Annotated in this window: 19 protein-coding genes; 15 read left to right on the top strand and 4 right to left on the bottom strand. The window is 64.6% G+C overall.

Going from position 1 to position 15,535, the window contains the following annotated elements:
- The first annotated feature begins 37 nt into the window (after nucleotides 1-37).
- The 5 genes from ACERIT_RS06335 (at nucleotide 38) to ACERIT_RS06315 (ending at nucleotide 4,118) form a co-directional block, all read left to right on the top strand.
- Nucleotides 38-232, top strand: a complete 195-nt coding sequence (locus ACERIT_RS06335) for a cold-shock protein (RefSeq protein ID WP_373673997.1) — start codon at nucleotides 38-40, stop codon at nucleotides 230-232.
- Between the two features lie 138 nt (nucleotides 233-370).
- The gene (locus tag ACERIT_RS06330) at nucleotides 371-1,483 is read left to right on the top strand and encodes a mandelate racemase/muconate lactonizing enzyme family protein (RefSeq protein WP_373673996.1); all 1,113 of its coding nucleotides are present in this window, start codon (nucleotides 371-373) and stop codon (nucleotides 1,481-1,483) included.
- Between the two features lie 79 nt (nucleotides 1,484-1,562).
- Nucleotides 1,563-2,402: an endonuclease NucS gene (gene nucS, locus ACERIT_RS06325; RefSeq protein WP_373673995.1), complete on the top strand. Its 840-nt coding sequence runs from the start codon at nucleotides 1,563-1,565 to the stop codon at nucleotides 2,400-2,402.
- 113 nt (nucleotides 2,403-2,515) lie between these two features.
- A complete protein-coding gene (locus ACERIT_RS06320) occupies nucleotides 2,516-3,046 on the top strand; it encodes a 50S ribosomal protein L16 (protein WP_373673994.1) in 531 nt (176 codons plus the stop codon).
- Between the two features lie 157 nt (nucleotides 3,047-3,203).
- Complete coding sequence (locus ACERIT_RS06315) at nucleotides 3,204-4,118, top strand: RimK family alpha-L-glutamate ligase (protein ID WP_373673993.1); 915 nt, start codon at nucleotides 3,204-3,206, stop codon at nucleotides 4,116-4,118.
- A gap of 91 nt (nucleotides 4,119-4,209) precedes the next feature.
- Here the strand turns inward: ACERIT_RS06315 and ACERIT_RS06310 are convergent, their stop codons facing one another.
- Nucleotides 4,210-4,590 (bottom strand): Hsp20/alpha crystallin family protein, encoded by a 381-nt coding sequence (locus tag ACERIT_RS06310; RefSeq protein ID WP_373673992.1) that lies wholly within the window; start codon nucleotides 4,588-4,590, stop codon nucleotides 4,210-4,212.
- Nucleotides 4,591-4,704: 114 nt separating this feature from the next.
- Between ACERIT_RS06310 and gap the strand changes: the two genes are divergently transcribed.
- Both gap and pgk read left to right on the top strand, forming a co-directional pair.
- Complete coding sequence (gap, locus tag ACERIT_RS06305; RefSeq protein WP_373673991.1) at nucleotides 4,705-5,754, top strand: type I glyceraldehyde-3-phosphate dehydrogenase; 1,050 nt, start codon at nucleotides 4,705-4,707, stop codon at nucleotides 5,752-5,754.
- A gap of 75 nt (nucleotides 5,755-5,829) precedes the next feature.
- Nucleotides 5,830-7,059 (top strand): phosphoglycerate kinase, encoded by a 1,230-nt coding sequence (gene pgk, locus ACERIT_RS06300; RefSeq protein WP_373673990.1) that lies wholly within the window; start codon nucleotides 5,830-5,832, stop codon nucleotides 7,057-7,059.
- Nucleotides 7,060-7,126: 67 nt separating this feature from the next.
- On the opposite strand, the gene ACERIT_RS06295 is transcribed toward pgk, so the two are convergent.
- Nucleotides 7,127-8,194 (bottom strand): type II glyceraldehyde-3-phosphate dehydrogenase, encoded by a 1,068-nt coding sequence (locus ACERIT_RS06295; protein WP_373673989.1) that lies wholly within the window; start codon nucleotides 8,192-8,194, stop codon nucleotides 7,127-7,129.
- A gap of 207 nt (nucleotides 8,195-8,401) precedes the next feature.
- Here ACERIT_RS06295 and ACERIT_RS06290 point away from each other — a divergent pair, with 207 nt between their 5' ends.
- The 4 genes from ACERIT_RS06290 (at nucleotide 8,402) to ACERIT_RS06275 (ending at nucleotide 11,723) form a co-directional block, all read left to right on the top strand.
- The gene (locus tag ACERIT_RS06290; protein ID WP_373673988.1) at nucleotides 8,402-9,379 is read left to right on the top strand and encodes an aminopeptidase; all 978 of its coding nucleotides are present in this window, start codon (nucleotides 8,402-8,404) and stop codon (nucleotides 9,377-9,379) included.
- A 105-nt stretch (nucleotides 9,380-9,484) separates the two neighbouring features.
- Entirely contained in the window at nucleotides 9,485-10,135 is a 651-nt protein-coding gene (locus tag ACERIT_RS06285) for an HVO_0476 family zinc finger protein (protein WP_373673987.1), read from the top strand.
- A gap of 69 nt (nucleotides 10,136-10,204) precedes the next feature.
- Nucleotides 10,205-10,846, top strand: coding sequence for a protein-L-isoaspartate O-methyltransferase (gene pcm / locus ACERIT_RS06280; protein WP_373673986.1), 642 nt, complete (start codon nucleotides 10,205-10,207; stop codon nucleotides 10,844-10,846).
- 64 nt (nucleotides 10,847-10,910) lie between these two features.
- A complete protein-coding gene (locus tag ACERIT_RS06275) occupies nucleotides 10,911-11,723 on the top strand; it encodes a protein-L-isoaspartate O-methyltransferase (protein ID WP_373673985.1) in 813 nt (270 codons plus the stop codon).
- Between the two features lie 126 nt (nucleotides 11,724-11,849).
- On the opposite strand, the gene ACERIT_RS06270 is transcribed toward ACERIT_RS06275, so the two are convergent.
- Nucleotides 11,850-12,317, bottom strand: a complete 468-nt coding sequence (locus ACERIT_RS06270) for a carboxypeptidase regulatory-like domain-containing protein (protein ID WP_373673984.1) — start codon at nucleotides 12,315-12,317, stop codon at nucleotides 11,850-11,852.
- A 74-nt stretch (nucleotides 12,318-12,391) separates the two neighbouring features.
- Between ACERIT_RS06270 and ACERIT_RS06265 the strand changes: the two genes are divergently transcribed.
- Genes ACERIT_RS06265 through ACERIT_RS06250 form a run of 4 tightly spaced genes read left to right on the top strand, consistent with a single transcriptional unit; the run spans nucleotide 12,392 to nucleotide 14,614 of the window.
- Nucleotides 12,392-13,528: an ATP-binding protein gene (locus ACERIT_RS06265; RefSeq protein WP_373673983.1), complete on the top strand. Its 1,137-nt coding sequence runs from the start codon at nucleotides 12,392-12,394 to the stop codon at nucleotides 13,526-13,528.
- 36 nt (nucleotides 13,529-13,564) lie between these two features.
- A complete protein-coding gene (locus tag ACERIT_RS06260; RefSeq protein WP_373673982.1) occupies nucleotides 13,565-13,933 on the top strand; it encodes a CrcB family protein in 369 nt (122 codons plus the stop codon).
- Nucleotides 13,930-14,280: a CrcB family protein gene (locus ACERIT_RS06255; RefSeq protein ID WP_373673981.1), complete on the top strand. Its 351-nt coding sequence runs from the start codon at nucleotides 13,930-13,932 to the stop codon at nucleotides 14,278-14,280. Before ACERIT_RS06260 ends, ACERIT_RS06255 begins: the two co-directional genes overlap by 4 nt.
- Nucleotides 14,281-14,323: 43 nt before the next feature.
- Complete coding sequence (locus ACERIT_RS06250; protein WP_373673980.1) at nucleotides 14,324-14,614, top strand: hypothetical protein; 291 nt, start codon at nucleotides 14,324-14,326, stop codon at nucleotides 14,612-14,614.
- A gap of 37 nt (nucleotides 14,615-14,651) precedes the next feature.
- Here the strand turns inward: ACERIT_RS06250 and ACERIT_RS06245 are convergent, their stop codons facing one another.
- Nucleotides 14,652-15,503, bottom strand: coding sequence for a hypothetical protein (locus tag ACERIT_RS06245; protein ID WP_373673979.1), 852 nt, complete (start codon nucleotides 15,501-15,503; stop codon nucleotides 14,652-14,654).
- Nucleotides 15,504-15,535: the final 32 nt, after the last annotated feature.

Raw genomic sequence — 15,535 nt, 5'->3', positions numbered from 1 at the left:
AACCCTTATGCAGGACTGTCTCGTCCGTACGGGTGCAATGGCAACCGGAACGGTTGATTTCTTCAACGACACTGGCGGTTACGGCTTCATCTCGACTGAGGACGCGGACGACGACGTCTTCTTCCACATGGAGGACATCGGCGGCCCCGATCTCGAGGAGGGACAGGAGGTCGAATTCGAGATCGAGGACGCCCCCAAGGGCCCGCGCGCGAAGAACCTTACCCGACTGTAAGGTCTTCGGCGATCTCGAGGGCGTATCGGCACACGGCTACGTTTTCGCGTTTTCTCACACGACGAGTGACGACCGACGAATAATCACAGAACTCGCCTGGAGGCGAGGAAATATATGTGTCGGCGTTGGGCGGCCGGTATGGAGATAACTTCCGTCGAGTCATATCCGATCGAGATCCCGCTTGCGGAGCCGGTCTCGTTCTCGAACCGGACGATCCACTATCGCGACCACGCGATCACGCATATTCGGACCGACGAAGGGTTGGAGGGAGTCGGCTACTCGTTGGGATACGAGGCGGCGGAACTGGTCGCCGAGTCCGTCGAATCGCGACTTGAAGAGGTCCTCCTCGGCGAGGACCCGCGCGACACCACGCGGCTGTGGGAGGAGATGTACGACGGAAACGTCCAGATCGGCCGGACCGGCCTGTTCCTGCGGGCGATCTCGACGGTCGATATCGCGCTGTGGGACCTGAAGGCGAAGGCGGCCGATCAGCCGCTTTACAAGCTGTTGGGCGGCAACTCCGATGCCGTTCCGTCCTACGCCAGCGGGGGCTACTACCGCGACGAGAAGGGACACGAAGGGCTCCGCGAAGAGATCAGTCGGTATCTCGATGAGGGCCACGACGTCGTGAAGATGAAGGTCGGGCGCCGGTCGGTACCCGAGGAGGAGGCGCGCGTCGCGGCCGTTCGCGATGAGATCGGTCCCGACCGGACGCTCCTACTCGATGCCAACGGCGTGTGGGCCTCGACGCCCGAAGGGGTGCGCGCCTGCCGAGCGTTCGAACCCTACGACCCGTACTTCATCGAGGAGCCGGTGATGATCGACCGGGTCGAGACGATGAGCCAGGTCAACGACGCCATCGACTACCCGGTCGCGACGGGAGAACTGGAGGGGACACGGCACGACTTCGCCGCGCTCTATGACGGCGGTGCCGCGGGAATTCTCCAACCGGACGCGACGGTGTGTGGCGGGATCACCGAGTGGCTTCGGATCGCGAACTACGCGTCCGCCCACGACGTGCCGATCGCGCCCCACTACAACTGGAACCTCCACGCGTCGCTTCTGGGCGCGATCGAGAACGGTCTATGGGTGGAGTACTTCTACCGCGACATGGACGTGAAGGTGTTCGACGACGTCGTCGCCGAACCGCTCGCACCGAACGACGAGGGGATGATCGAGCTTCCGGAGACGCCGGGCCACGGCGTCCAGTTGGACGAGGAGGCACTCGAGACGTTCAAAGTGGACAAGTGATCGGCCGACCGGACGTCCGCATCCGAACGAAGGGGGCGCGTCAGCGACCTTTTGACCGCCGAACCCGTATCCACGGGTCGTGACCGTACGGACCCTTCACGATCCGAGCCACCGCGAGGCGCTGTGGGCGCTCGAGTCCGCCTTCGATCGCGGCGACCTGATAACCGTCTTCGGCGAGTGTCGAGTCGACTACGAGGGTCGCGCCGCCTCGACGCTCGGGATGGGTCGTCGACTGCTGGTGCTCAAACCCGACGGGTCAGCGCTCGTCCACACGGACGAAAAGCGCACGCCGGTGAACTGGCAGCCGCCGGGATCCGAACACCGAGCCGCGGTTCGGGAGGGACGGCTTCGGGTGCGCTCGGTCCGAACGTCGCCCGCGGAAACGCTCACCGTCCGGTTTGCCGCCGTCGAACAGATGTCGGCGATGGACGTGACTGGAGGTCGCGATCTGAAGGTCCACGGCAGCGAGGCGGATCTCCGTCGACGGATCCTCGAGGATCCGGACCTCGTCGAGGCGGGCCTTGAGCCGGTCGGGATCGAACGCGACAGCGCCGCCGGGCCGATGGACATCCTCTGTGTCGACGCTGATTCGAACCCGGTCGTCCTCGAGTTGAAACGCCGGCGTGTCGGTCCGAGTGCCGTAAGCCAACTCGATCGCTACGTCGAGGCACTCGGGGGCGAATCCGGGATCGATCCCGACGACGTCCGTGGAATCCTCGTGTCTCCCTCGCTCACGGAGCGAGCCGCCGAGTTGCTCGATGAGCGGGGATTCGAACACGCCGCGATCGACCCCGCGCCACGCGGCGGGGGTGGTGGATCGGGTGGAGATGACGGAGCGAGGGAAAACACAGCGGGAACGGGGACGGATGGATCCACGGTCGCGGTCGACGACGATTCAGTCCCGGACCGGAACGAATAGTCGATTCGGGACGGTGTCGAGGAACTCGGCGTGGGAGGCCCTGACGGGGCGATATCCGGTGGTTCTTTCGAAGGGTTTATTCGCGAAGCGGAGGTTAGAGACGACAAGTAACCATGTCAGAAAAGCCGGCATCCATGTACCGGACGATCAGTAAGCCCTCGTACACGCGACGCGAGTACATCACGGGCATTCCGGGTTCGAAAGTCGCACAGCACAATATGGGCGACCTGCAGGCCGACCCCGAGGACTACGAGGTGGAGATCAGCCTCCGCGTCGAGGAAAAACTCCAGATCCGCCACGGCTCACTGGAGAGCGCGCGGCTTTCGGCCAACCGTCACCTCATCAAGGAGATCGGCGAGAAGGAATACAAGATGGTCCTTCGAAAGTTCCCCCACCAGGTCATCCGCGAGAACAAACAGGCGACCGGCGCGGGCGCGGACCGCGTCTCCGATGGAATGCGCCAGGCGTTCGGCAAGCCAGTCGGGACGGCCGCACGCGTCAACGCAAACGAGGCCATCTTCACGGCCTACTGTGACCCCGAGGACGCCACCGAGGTCAAGGAGGCGTTCCGCCGGGCCTACAACAAGATGTCACCCTCCTGTCGGATCACCGTCGAGCGTGGCGAGAAGCTCCTCATCTCGTAGACCGACTCGACGGCCTCGTTTTCGGTCGGTTTCGCCCGCTATCGCATCCGTTTTTCGCCGTTCGTCATCGATTCGATTTGCCGTTCAGCACTAACGCGATTCGCCGCTGAGCAGCAACGCGACGGGTATATCACGGAGCCCCACCTTCCGTGGATCGATGCTTCGGCTCGCGATGAGCAGCCGCGCGGAGACGTTCGACCGGGTCCGTCGTCCCCTCGCCGAGCGCGGGATCGACGTCGTTCACCTCCGGTCGAAAGAGCGGACGATCCAACTCACGTCGGACGGCGATCGGCGGGCTGATCCGGTCGATCCGGCGCCCGAGGACGTCGATGTCGGATTTATCTATCCCACCCGCCTGATGGAGGGCGGGGCGCTCTCCGCTCGGCTGTCGATTCCATGGGTGAACGACCGTGAGGCCGTCGTGACCTCCCGCAACAAGGCGGCGGTGACGAGCGCACTCGACGCCGCCGGAATACCCGTACCACGAACCGTGATGGTCTCGAATCCGGTCGAGGAGTCGGCCGTGATCGCGGCGATCGAGGAGGCCGATCTGACGTTTCCGGTCGTAATCAAGCCGAACTCGACGACCCGGGGGATCGGCGTCACCAAAGCGTCCGACGTCGACGACCTCTCGGGGACGATCGACCACGTGAATCTGGTTCACGACTATCGGGCGACCGGCGACAAATCCTATCTGATCCAGGAGTTTCTCCCCGAAGCCCGCGATTACCGCGTGATGGTCCTCAACGGGGAGTACGTGGGCGCGGTCGAACGTCGGCTCCCCGAAACGACCGGGCGATCGGGGAGCAAGAAGAACAGGCGATGGAAACACAACGTCCACCGTGGTGCCGAGGCGACCGGCGTCGACCTGCCGCGTCGCCACCGCGAACTGGCCGAGCGAACCGCGCAGGTGCTCGGGATCGACTATCTCGGTGTGGACCTGTTGGAGACGGACGATCGGCTCGTCGTCGTGGAAACGAACGCCCGGCCGACGGTGGACGCCGAAAAGTACGAGACGGACTTCTACGATCAACTGGCCGGAGTGATACGCGAGACTGCGGGTCGAATCTGACGGACGAACGGATCGAGAACGAAGGAGCCGCCTCGCGAGTCAAACGATCGCGGACGGCGTCGATCCTGTCGCTCGTGGTGCTCGCCGGTGATCAGTCGAGGTCGATGGACGCGGAGTCGTCGGCGCGATCGAAGACGACCTCGAGGACCCCGTTTTTGAACGTCGCCGAAGCCGACCGCTCGTCGACGCGAACCGGAAGCGAGATCCGCTCGTCGTACTCGCGGCGGTCGGAGGCCGCAGAGACGGTCAGGGTCTCGCCGTCACACTGCAACGAGAGGTTCTCCTTGGAGACGCCCGGCAGGTCGGCGACCAGCCGAACCACGTCGTCCTCGATATAGGTGTCAACGTGCGTCTCCGAACGGAATCCGGATCCGTCAGCGGAACTCTCGTCGGCGCCAGCCATCTGGTTCATCATCCGCTCGATCTCCTCGAAGAGATCGCCGAACGGGTCGTCACGGTCGTCCCTGTTCATGCCCGGATCGACGGCCGGAATCCCGATAAGCCTTCCGTCCACCGGGAACGAGGGGGCGAACATGACACGAGAGCGATCTGAACAGTTTTTAGTCTGGACGGGATTACTTCAACTATGAGTAAATCGTATCTGGACGCCGCGGACGACGTCGCTGACTCGGAGATCGTTCGTGTGGGGCTCAACGGGTTCGGGCGTATCGGGCGAAACGTGTTCCGAGCAACCCTCGAACACCCCCGAATCGAACTCGTCGGGATCAACGACGTGATGGACGCCGAAGACGCCGCCTACCTCGCGAAGTATGACTCCGTGATGGGGCGGATCGACGGAGTCGAACTCGTGGACGGCGCGTTGACGATCGGTGGAAGCTCGGTTCCGATCTACAACCGACAGGATCCGGCCTCGATCCCGTGGGACGACCTCGGCGCGGACGTCGCCCTCGAGTGTACTGGCGTCTTCCGCACGAAGGACGACGCGAGCGCGCACCTCGAAGGCGGCGCGGAGACGGTGGTCATCTCGGCACCGCCGAAAGGGGAAAAGCCCGTCAAGCAGCTCGTCTACGGCGTCAATCACGACGAGTACGACGGCGAGTCAGTCGTCTCGAACGCCTCCTGTACGACGAACTCCATCACCCCCGTCGCAAAGGTGCTCGATGAGGAGTTCGGGATCCGGTCGGGGACGCTCACCACGATCCACGCCTACACGGGCTCACAAAACCTCATCGACGGACCGATGGCGAAGACTCGCCGAGGTCGCGCCGCCGCCGAAAACATCGTGCCGACCACGACCGGCGCAGCCAACGCGGCGACAAAGATCCTTCCGCAGTTGGACGGCAAGATCGACGGGATGGCGATCCGCGTCCCGGTCCCGAACGGATCGCTGACCGAATTCGTCGTCGACACGGAGGCGGAGGTCACCGTAGAAGCGGTCAACGACGCCTTCCGTGACGCCGCCGACTCCGGACCGCTTGCCGGGGTTCTCGGCTACACCGACGACGAGGTCGTCTCCCGGGATATCGTCGGATTACCCTTCTCGAGTTACGTCGATCTGCCGTCGACGAACGTGATCGCGGACGGAGAGCTGTTGAAGATACTCACCTGGTACGACAACGAGTACGGCTTCGCGAACCGGATGCTCGACATGGCGAGCTACGTCACCGAGAACTGACGCCCCAGCCACATCGAAATCCGGTTCCGCGTCCGTTTCACGTATGGCTAAGTGGCCACGTCACCTGCGTTCGGTATGGCACGGTTCGAGACGATCGACGATCTGCCGAGCGACTCACGCGTCCTGGTTCGGCTCGATCTCAATTCACCGATCGAGGACGGAGAACCGCAGGACAACGAACGCTTCACGCGACATGCCGAGACGGTCCGCGAGCTGGCTGAGGCCGGCCATCGCGTCGTCTGTCTGGCCCACCAGGGCCGTCCCGGAAACGACGACTTCACGACGCTCTCGGGCCACGCGCGGATCCTCGAGCGCCACGTCGGACGAGAGGTGGCGTTCGTTCCGGACACGAACGGCTCGAAGGCGATCGAGGCGATCGAGGCCGTCTCGCCCGGCGAGATCCTACTTTTGGAGAACGTCCGCATGTCCGAGGGGGAACTTCCCGAGGCGGACCCGGAGACGAAGGCGGAAACGGAGCTCGTCCGGACGCTTGCACCGCTTTTCGATGCATACGTCAATGACGCATACTCGGCGGCCCACCGGAGTCACGCCTCGCTCGTCGGATTTCCGCTCGTGTTGCCGGCGTATGCTGGCCGGGTGATGGAGACCGAATACGAGGCGAACACCGCGATCGCCACCCGCGAGTTCGACGGGCAGGTGACGATGGTCGTCGGTGGGACCAAAGCGACCGACGTCATCGACGTGATGGACGCACTCGGCGAGCGAGTCGACCGGTTCCTGCTCGGCGGCGTGGCAGGCGAACTATTCCTGCGAGCCGCCGGCTATCCGGTTGGGTACGATCTCGAGGGGATGGACCGCTTCGACGACCAGTGGGAGCAGAATCACGAGACGATCGAGTCGCTTCTCGAGGAGTACGGCGACCGGATCTCGCTTGCGGTCGATCTGGCTCACGAGGACGAGGAGGGTGCTCGAACGGAAGTGGCAGTCGAGGCGATAGACGAGAAGACGAATCCGTATCTCGACGTCGGGACCGAGACCGTGATGACCTACGAGCCGATCATCCGCGAATCCGAGGCAGTGTTTCTGAAGGGCGCGCTCGGTGTCTTCGAGGACGAGCGGTTCGCGGTCGGCACGGTCGGCGTGCTCGAGGCGATGGCCGGTTCCGATTGCTTTTCGGTGGTCGGCGGGGGCGACACCGCCCGGGCGATCGATCTGTACGATCTGAACGAGGACGACTTCTCGCACGTTTCGATCGCCGGCGGTGCCTACATCCGGGCGCTCACCGGCGAACCGCTACCGGCCGTCGAGGCGCTCGAGCGAGGGCGAGCACGGAGCGAAGAATAACGGAAGTTCCACCTCGGCCAAGACGAAGGGTAACGCGGAGTGGGTGGGATTCAGTTAATAGCAGACCTCAATCGTCGGCGGTTACGAGTCCCGTTCCGGTCGACGAGGTCTCAAAGAGACTCTCGAGTCCGATCCCGAGCGACTCGTCGGTTCGAGCCCTCGACTCGGCGGCGGGAACGCCCGTCGCCATCGCGCGGATCGCATCCACGTTCTCGGGGACGACGTCCGCCTCTTGGTGGACGTTCTCGAAGAGATAGAGGTCCGACCCCTCGACGTGGAGGGACTCACCCCACACGCAGTTCTCCCAGAGGTCGCCTCGGGGGCGATCCATATCCATTGCGTAGTCCTTGAGAGCGCCACCACCGTCGATGTCGGCCTCCTCGGGGATGATGAAGACCCGCGACTCCTCGGCGAGAAGGTCGCGAACTTCGGCGGCGTCGGGGGTCGATCGAAGCGTGACGTTGAGGCCGTGGGTGTGCATCTGCGTCACCGGCGCCTTCACCGCAAGCGTGTCGACGTCGACTCCGGGCAGGACCGTGTTCACGTCGGGACCGTGGTGGGAGGGGATCTCGACGGGATCGGGAACGACGTCGTTGATCGGGCCGCGGTCGGTCTGGGCCGGATCGCCGCCGCGTCGGATCAAGGTGACGCGGGCCTTCTCGACGCCGAAAACCTCATCGAGAGGCGCGAGAAGTCGTGAGAGCGCGGTGGTGTTACACGACACCACTCGCGCGTACTCCGCGTCGCGAGCGTCCTCGAAGTTCGCACGGGCGTTGAACGAGACGTCCGCGACGTCAGCCGCCTCGCCACCCTGAAAGACCGCGGGCGTGTCGTGGGCCGCATAGCGCGGGCGGTTTCGTTCGCCGACGCCCGCAGGACAGCCGTCGACGACAACGTCGCTGGCTTCGATCAGATCGTCGAGTTGGCCGGCGAGGGTAACGCCGGCGTCGACAAAGTCCTCGGCCCGTTCGGCGATCGCGGCGTAGAGGTCGTAGCCGCGCCGAAGCGCCGCTTCTGCCTCGTAGTTCGGGCGGGTCTTTGCGACGCCGACGAGCGTCATGTCGGGTTGGGCCGCGATCGCGTCGGCGACCCGCTTTCCGATCGTCCCGTATCCGTTCACTCCCACGCGGATCATGTACCCGAGGATCCGCCCGCGATCCGTATAACAGTTGCGAGAATGTTACTATTATGCTAACTACGAAACGAGTAATAGATCGACTCAATTGATTGATATCAGCAGAGAACTGAATTACTAATGGCGTATATATATTGAAACAGTTACTTCCTATCGGGGTCGAGACGGTATGACAAATCCTAACGGGAGGCCGACGAAAGTCATCGTATGGACGCCGACGACCCCGAGCGCGTGAGTCCGGCGGAACTAGAGGCGGCAGCAAGGACCGCCGTCGGCCAGTGTCTGGGCATCGAGGAGGACGAATCGGTCGTGGTCATCACCGACGACGAGCGCCGCTCGATCGGCGAGGCGCTGTATGCCGCCGCCGGCGAGCGTACCGAGGACGTGACGATCCTTCGATACCCACCGGGCGAACAACACGGAGCTGAACCCCCGGCGCCGGTCGCGGCAGCGATGGGCGCCGCGGACGCGTTCCTGGCCCCGACCACCAAAAGCCTGAGTCACACCCGCGCGCGTGGCTCCGCCTGCGAGGGGGGGGCACGCGGCGCAACGCTTCCGGGAATCACCGAATCGGTGTTCATCACCGGCTTGGACGCGGATTATTCGGCGATCGCGGAGGCCTGTTCGGACGTCCACGATCAGGTCGTGGGCGCGGAGACGATCCGAGTCACCACCGAGGCGGGCACGGACATCACCTTCGAGCCGGGCGACCGCGAGTGGCGGCAGGACACGGGACTGGTTCGAGATCCGGGTGCGTTCTCGAATCTCCCCGCCGGCGAGGTGTTCATCTCACCGGAGACCGCAACCGGAACCTATGTCGTCGACGGGACGATGCGGCCACACGGACTGTTGGATCCCGACGAACGACTGACCTTCGAGGTCGAGGACGGGACTGTCACCGCCATTTCGGATCCGGCGATCCGCAAGCAGGTCGAGACGGGCGCGGAGTCCGTCGGGGACGACGCCTACAACCTCGCGGAGTTCGGAATCGGAACCAACGTCGGGGTGAGCGAACTCGTTGGGTCGGTGCTGCTCGACGAGAAGGCGGCCGGAACGATCCACATCGCGATCGGCGACGATGCAAGCATCGGTGGAGATACCGATGCCCCGTTGCATCTCGATGGGATCATTCGGGATCCGACCGTGTCCGTCGACGGCGAGCGTATCGACCTTCCATCGGCGTGAGCGGGACGCGGCGATCGTGATCCGGACGCGTTCGGTCACGTCAGATCGTCTCACGGCCGAGCGACAAACGCGGATTTTTACCGCCACGACGGCTATGGACGGATAATGAGCGATCAACGCGAACGGGTGGGACTCGTCTGTCCCTCCTGTTCGACCACGGAGCCAACGGTCCACGAGGTGCTCAATCCGGGCGGGGCGGCGACCGTCCGGTGTACCGAGTGTGGACACACGCACAAGACACGGATTCCGGAGCCGGAGACGGTCGAACTCGACATCGTCGTCTCTCAGGACGATGAGTCGTTCTCGACGACGATGGAAGTTCCGGCCGACACCTACACCGAAGTCGGCGGCGAGTTCATCGTCGATACGCCCGACGCGCTCCTGCAGGCGCGGGTCACCGGGATCGAGGTCGGCGACGAACGACGCGTCGAGGAGGCGAACGTCGAGGAGATCGAAACGCTGTGGACGCGGGCCATCGACAACGTCTCGGTGAAGGTGACGCTGCACCCGGCGGACGGCGATCGTGAGACCACACGGGCGCTCACGGTGAACGTTCCCGGGGATTACGAATTCGAGGTGGGGAAAACGGAAACGTTCGGCACGGAGGAGTTCACCGTCGAAGGGATCCAGATCCGCGAGAATGCACCCGAATACCGGTTCGATAAGCTCGACCACAGCGGCGACGTCGCGTTCGCGAAGGACGTAAAGCGGCTATACGCGCGCGATGAGACCTCGACCGCGTGGTCGGCGTGGTGATCGGTACGGAAACGACACGGCGACCACGACCGTCACAGCATTCAGGTCGAACCGACCCGTAACGTCGCTATGACCTCCGCCGACGCTCGCGATCAACTCATCGAACGGGTGGCCAAGCGGCGGGAGACAAGCGATCGCGTGCTCGAAGCGATGCGGTCGGTGCCGCGCCACGAGTTCGTTCCCGACGCGACGATCGAACGCGCCTACGCAGATCGGCCCCTGCCGATCGGCAACGGGCAGACGATTAGCGCCCCCTATATGGTGGCGACCATGACCGACCTGCTCGAACTCGAGACGGGCGACCGGGTGTTGGAGATCGGCACCGGATGTGGGTATCACGCCGCAGTCACCGCGGAGATGATCGGCGAGAGCGGGCAGGTATACGGCGTCGAATACGTCGCCGAGTTAGCCGAATCCGCACGCGATCGACTGGGTCGACTTGGATACGACGACGTCGTGGACATCCGCGTCGGCGACGGCCACGAAGGCTGGCCCGAACACGCCCCCTACGATGCCGCATATCTGACGTGTGCGGCCAAAACCGAGGTCCCCGATGCGATCATCGACCAGACTCGAGAGGGCGGCCGGATCGTCGCGCCGGTCGGCCGACGCGCCCACCAGGAGCTCGTTCGACTCACGGTCACGTCCGAGGGGATCGATCGCGAGACGCACGGCAGCGTGCGGTTCGTTCCCATGGCTGAGGAGTCGTAACGCGATCGAGTGCCACCCGTCCCCCGAGCGTGCGGTTCATTACGACCGAGTGCCATTCTCGCGTATGGACGAGACGGCGCTTCGAGCGGACATGATCGAGAGCCTCGAACATCGCCTCGATCGAACCCTCGGGGAGGAAACTCTCGCCGCGCTCCAGCGTGTCCCCCGTGAGACGTTCGTCCCCGATGCGCCGTACTCAAATCGTCCGAGCGAGGTACACGGGTCTCGGGCGCTCGCCCCCACGACCGTCGTGCGGATGGTCTCGGCACTCTCCCCGACCGAGGGCGACGAAACGCTCGTAGTCGGTGCGGGTGTGGGCTACACGGCAGCGATCCTCGCCGAGATCGTGGGCGCCAGACACGTCCACGCGATCGACATCGATCGCGAACTGGTCGCACTCGCTCGCTCGAACCTGGCGAGCGCGAACTACGATCCGGTCTTGGTCGACAGACGGGACGGGAGCGAGGGACTCCCGGAGTACGCGCCGTTCGATCGGATCCTGCTTGAGGCAGCGGCCGTGCGACCGCCGCGGAGGCTGCTGTCACAGTTGACCGAGGATGGTCGGCTCGTTTTCCCGCGTGGAACGGGCACGCAGACGCTCGTCGCGGTTCGACCGGACCGAGCCGACCGGACCCGTCGAACAAAGTCCGCGGATTCGGGTGGCGCATCCGTCGAGGGAACGACCGGCGTGGATGGGTCGGTCCGCGTTCTCGAGGAGGCCGGGCCGCTCCAGCTTCGACCGCTGCTTGCCGACGGCGAGCGGGGCCGGATCGAGCGGAATCGAACGCGTCGCGAGGACGCCGAACTCTCGAATCGAGGGTACTTCGCGAAACAGGGCTGGGAGCAGGAGTGGGTCAACTGGGACGATCATCGGTGAACCGACCACGGCGAAACCCACTCGAACGTCCGAGCGAACGCCCGTTTTAACGTCCAGAGATCCGAGCGAACATCCGTTTTAACGAGCGAGCGAAGTCCCGCCCGAGCGTTCAGCGAACACCGCCGATCACTCGGCAACGATGAGGACGTCGGTGTTCTCCCGGTCATCGGTATACTCCGTTCCTGCGGGCGGTTTAACGTCTATCGAGAGCGTCCCGTCGACCTGATTCGGCCCGAGTTCGGGCTCAACCGTGACTGTAGCCACTCCGGAGTCGTCCGTCCGGGCAGTCGAGACCCCATCGATCCGAGCGGTCTCCCCACGGACGACGACCGTCGCGTCCGCGACCGGGGTGCCGTCCGGATCGACGACCGTCAACGAGAGTTCCTGATCCCCCGGCGTAGTCACCTCCGGGTCAGGTTGGACGTCGAGTTCGACGACCGCGAGCCCCTGGATGCCACTCACCATGCTCATCATCACGCTCAAACTCGCGACGCCGACGACGAGCGCGATGACGAGACGGATCGGGAGTCCCTCGATGGCTCGTTCATCACGACGGAGCTCGGCGGCCACTGCGATCAACCTGGTAGCGATCATAGGGAGGATGCATCCGGACTTGGAAATAAACGTACGGACGAAGGTATTTGTAGGAATCCGACCCAGTCGCGTCAATGCAGGTGGACGAGCACGACGGAACCGCACGGAACGAAACGGAGACGGCGGAGACGACGCACGTCCTCGGTCGAACGGCGAACGCTGGAGCGGGAGCGATCGCCCAGATCGGGGCGTTCCTGGCGCGGGACGGCAGCGTCGGCGCCCCTGTTGGAATCGACGCCGACAAACCGCACGCGGCGGCGCTCGTAGGAAAACGGGGGACTGGAAAGTCGTACACGCTCGGAGTCCTTGCGGAGGAACTCGCTCGCATCCATGGCGTCTCCCCCATCGTGCTCGATCCGATGGGGGTCTTCAGCGGGCTGAGTGACCTCCCGAACGGTCGGGTGCTCGACGCGAGGATCGATCCGTCGACGTTGCCGCCGGACGTCTGGCCGGATCTCGTCGATATCGATCCGTCCGGCTCGGCCGGAAGCCTCCTCTGGCGGACGATCGCGGAGCGTCGAGACGGCGACGACTCCGTCTCAATCGCGGGAATACGGACGGCGATCGAACGGACGGAGGCGCCGGAACGGACGAAACGGACCGTATCGAATCACCTCCAACTCGCGGAATCGTGGGGGATCTTCGACCGCTCGGCGCCGACCGCGCGTGAACTGTTGGGACCCGGACCAACGGTGATCGATTGTCGATCACTGGCACCGGCGGCCATGGCAGCCGTCGGACGCGTGATCGCACGCGGACTGTACGACCATCGGATCGGCAGATCCGGGGGGCGGCTGCCCTGGCTACTCGTCGACGAGGCCCACGCGTTTCTCGACGGGATCGCAGCCCCCGCGTTTCGGACGCTTTTCACGCGCGGACGAACCCCGGGCGTCAGTCTCGTGTGTGCGACCCAACGACCGAGCGCGTTGCCCGACGTGGCCATCTCACAGGCGGATCTCGTGATCGCACATCGGCTGACCGCGGAGCGTGACGTGGCTACCCTCCGGGATGCACAGCCGACGTATCTGGGCAGCGATCTGGGCGAAACGCTCCCGAGCGGGACCGGGGAGGCCCTCGTCGTCGACGATCGGACCGAAAGCGCACACGTCGTTCGGATCCGGGAACGGAAAACGCCCCACGGCGGGGACAGTCCCAGGGCCAGCGAGACGGAACCGGTCGTGTCGGGAGCAGCGGGGAGTCAGAACGAATAACCACCCCCAGCCGAAACGGACGACGAGACGGGACCCATGACCGGAATCGCGAACGTTCAGTCGGCCGTTCACCACGGACGCGATGTGCTGTTGGTCGCCACGGGCGGCGCACTCGGGGCGAGCGCACGGTACGGGATCGAACTGATCGTCGGACCCATCGTGGGCACGCTCACGGTGAACGTCGTCGGCGCATTCGTGCTCGCCCTCATCACGGCACGGTTGCTCGATCGACGGATCATGCTGTTTGCCGGAATCGGATTCCTCTCCTCGTTTACGACCTACAGCACGTTCGTCTCGGATGCCGTCTCGGCTGAGCCGACCGGTGCCGCGGGATACGTCACGGCAAGCTACGCCGGCGGGTTCCTGGCTGCGGTGGCGGGACTGGCGATCGGAGGTCGTCGATGACCCTCGACGCGACGGGAGTGGTGATCGTCGCAGCCGGTGGCGCGATCGGAGCGACGGCCCGTTATGCAGTCGGTCGGCTCGCACGGCGATCGTTGCTCATCGTCAACGTGGTCGGGAGCCTCGTGCTCGGTGCGGTCCTCGCTGCGTCCGTCGGGGAGAACATCGCGCTTGCGGCCGGAGTCGGTGTCTGTGGATCGTTTACCACGTTCTCGTCATTCGCGCTCGAGACCGTCCAGCGGGCCGAAGAGCGTCCCATCGATGCGGCGGGGTACGCCATCGGGACCCTCGTGGCGTCGATCGGCGCGTTCCTCCTCGGCGGATACCTCGCGGCGGTCGTTCCGGCGTGAGGGGGTCGAAAGCAATAGGGGCTCGAAGCTCCTACCGACGGACGTGACGGATCACGAGGACGCCGACGGAGACGACGGGGGTGACGGGGAGACAGGTGACCACGCGAGCACGAACGCCGATCTCCGCCTCGACGATCTCACCCTGCCACAGCGGGTGTTCGTCGCGGCAGTACAAAACCCATCACGCGGAATCTTCCTCGTGATCCTGCTTGCGTTCGCGTTCTCGTTTTTCATCGCGCTGTGGATGGCGTTCCCACGAATCGGGGCATTCGTTACCGGCATCGCGCTCGTCGTCGGGCTCGCAGTCACAGCCGTAGTGGCACTTCTGCGGTGATACGGCGGGTAAAAGTCGGCGGCCGCACCCGACCGTCTCAGTAGCGCGAGGGGAGGAATGCGAACGCGATCAGCATCAACACGGTCGCACCGATGATCCACGCCACGCGTGTCAGTCCCGACATCCGCTGTTCGAACTGGTCGATTTCCGCCTGCTGGGCCTCGAAGGAGTCAATATCGCTGGAGAGGACGACCGTCTCGCTGTCGGGGAAGATCGCGACGAAGTTGGTGCCACCGAGGGTGACTTGACTCTGTGGCGTCAACTCGGAGGACATCGTCTGGGTCGCTTCCCACTCGAGGAGCGCCGCACTCGCGGACACGTTCGTGACCGTGGCATCGTGGCCATCGTAGACGATGGTCTCGCCTTCCTCGATACGCCGTTCCTCCGGCGTCGGGAAGTACTCGTCGGCGGGAACGAGGGTTGCGTCGTCGTCCTCGTCCGTGACGACGACGAACTCCTCACCGTCCCGATCGATCGTCTCGTTGTCGGCTGCCGAATCGTTCTCGAGGATCGCCTGGCGGTCGAGCACCTTACGGAGGGTGACGGCGTTCGGGTCCTCGCCCTCGATGACGACCCGCCAGTCGTTCTCCTCGTAGGTTACCGTGGAGTCGTTGGCCCACTCGGCCGACTCCTCGACGGTTTCCTCCCACTCCACCGTTGCCGACAGCGACACCGTCTCGGCACCGTGGCCGCCCTCCTCGACGGTCTCAGTCACGTCGGCGACGGTATAGGTCTGGCCCCCATGTTCGAAGGAGTCGCCCGCACCGCCCTCGAACTCGGGGTCGTCAAACGAGACCTCCGGCGAATCGGCCGTCGCCACGAGTCCACCGGCCGCCGCACCAACGACGAGAAGGAGCGCGACGTACACGGTTACAGCGCGTCGTTGCATGATTCGAGCATGGGTCACCGTCCGTATAACCG

Source organism: Halopenitus sp. H-Gu1, from assembly GCF_041821145.1.
In the GTDB taxonomy this organism is placed as follows: domain Archaea; phylum Halobacteriota; class Halobacteria; order Halobacteriales; family Haloferacaceae; genus Halopenitus.
Note: the sequence above shows the minus strand (reverse complement) of the source record. Positions and strands in the feature narration are given on the sequence as shown.

What these genes read in the sequence shown, in the direction of transcription:
- ACERIT_RS06290 (WP_373673988.1), top strand. Translation starts at nt 8,402, where the DNA reads ATGGACGCCGACGACCCCGAGCGCGTGAGTCCGGCGGAACTAGAGGCG.
- pgk (WP_373673990.1), top strand. Translation starts at nt 5,830, where the DNA reads ATGGCACGGTTCGAGACGATCGACGATCTGCCGAGCGACTCACGCGTC.
- pcm (WP_373673986.1), top strand. Translation starts at nt 10,205, where the DNA reads ATGACCTCCGCCGACGCTCGCGATCAACTCATCGAACGGGTGGCCAAG.
- ACERIT_RS06310 (WP_373673992.1), bottom strand. Translation starts at nt 4,590, where the DNA reads ATGAACAGGGACGACCGTGACGACCCGTTCGGCGATCTCTTCGAGGAG.
- ACERIT_RS06295 (WP_373673989.1), bottom strand. Translation starts at nt 8,194, where the DNA reads ATGATCCGCGTGGGAGTGAACGGATACGGGACGATCGGAAAGCGGGTC.
- ACERIT_RS06320 (WP_373673994.1), top strand. Translation starts at nt 2,516, where the DNA reads ATGTCAGAAAAGCCGGCATCCATGTACCGGACGATCAGTAAGCCCTCG.
- ACERIT_RS06255 (WP_373673981.1), top strand. Translation starts at nt 13,930, where the DNA reads ATGACCCTCGACGCGACGGGAGTGGTGATCGTCGCAGCCGGTGGCGCG.
- ACERIT_RS06330 (WP_373673996.1), top strand. Translation starts at nt 371, where the DNA reads ATGGAGATAACTTCCGTCGAGTCATATCCGATCGAGATCCCGCTTGCG.
- ACERIT_RS06275 (WP_373673985.1), top strand. Translation starts at nt 10,911, where the DNA reads ATGGACGAGACGGCGCTTCGAGCGGACATGATCGAGAGCCTCGAACAT.
- ACERIT_RS06270 (WP_373673984.1), bottom strand. Translation starts at nt 12,317, where the DNA reads ATGATCGCTACCAGGTTGATCGCAGTGGCCGCCGAGCTCCGTCGTGAT.
- ACERIT_RS06285 (WP_373673987.1), top strand. Translation starts at nt 9,485, where the DNA reads ATGAGCGATCAACGCGAACGGGTGGGACTCGTCTGTCCCTCCTGTTCG.
- ACERIT_RS06315 (WP_373673993.1), top strand. Translation starts at nt 3,204, where the DNA reads ATGCTTCGGCTCGCGATGAGCAGCCGCGCGGAGACGTTCGACCGGGTC.
- ACERIT_RS06265 (WP_373673983.1), top strand. Translation starts at nt 12,392, where the DNA reads ATGCAGGTGGACGAGCACGACGGAACCGCACGGAACGAAACGGAGACG.
- ACERIT_RS06260 (WP_373673982.1), top strand. Translation starts at nt 13,565, where the DNA reads ATGACCGGAATCGCGAACGTTCAGTCGGCCGTTCACCACGGACGCGAT.
- ACERIT_RS06335 (WP_373673997.1), top strand. Translation starts at nt 38, where the DNA reads ATGGCAACCGGAACGGTTGATTTCTTCAACGACACTGGCGGTTACGGC.
- gap (WP_373673991.1), top strand. Translation starts at nt 4,705, where the DNA reads ATGAGTAAATCGTATCTGGACGCCGCGGACGACGTCGCTGACTCGGAG.
- ACERIT_RS06245 (WP_373673979.1), bottom strand. Translation starts at nt 15,503, where the DNA reads ATGCAACGACGCGCTGTAACCGTGTACGTCGCGCTCCTTCTCGTCGTT.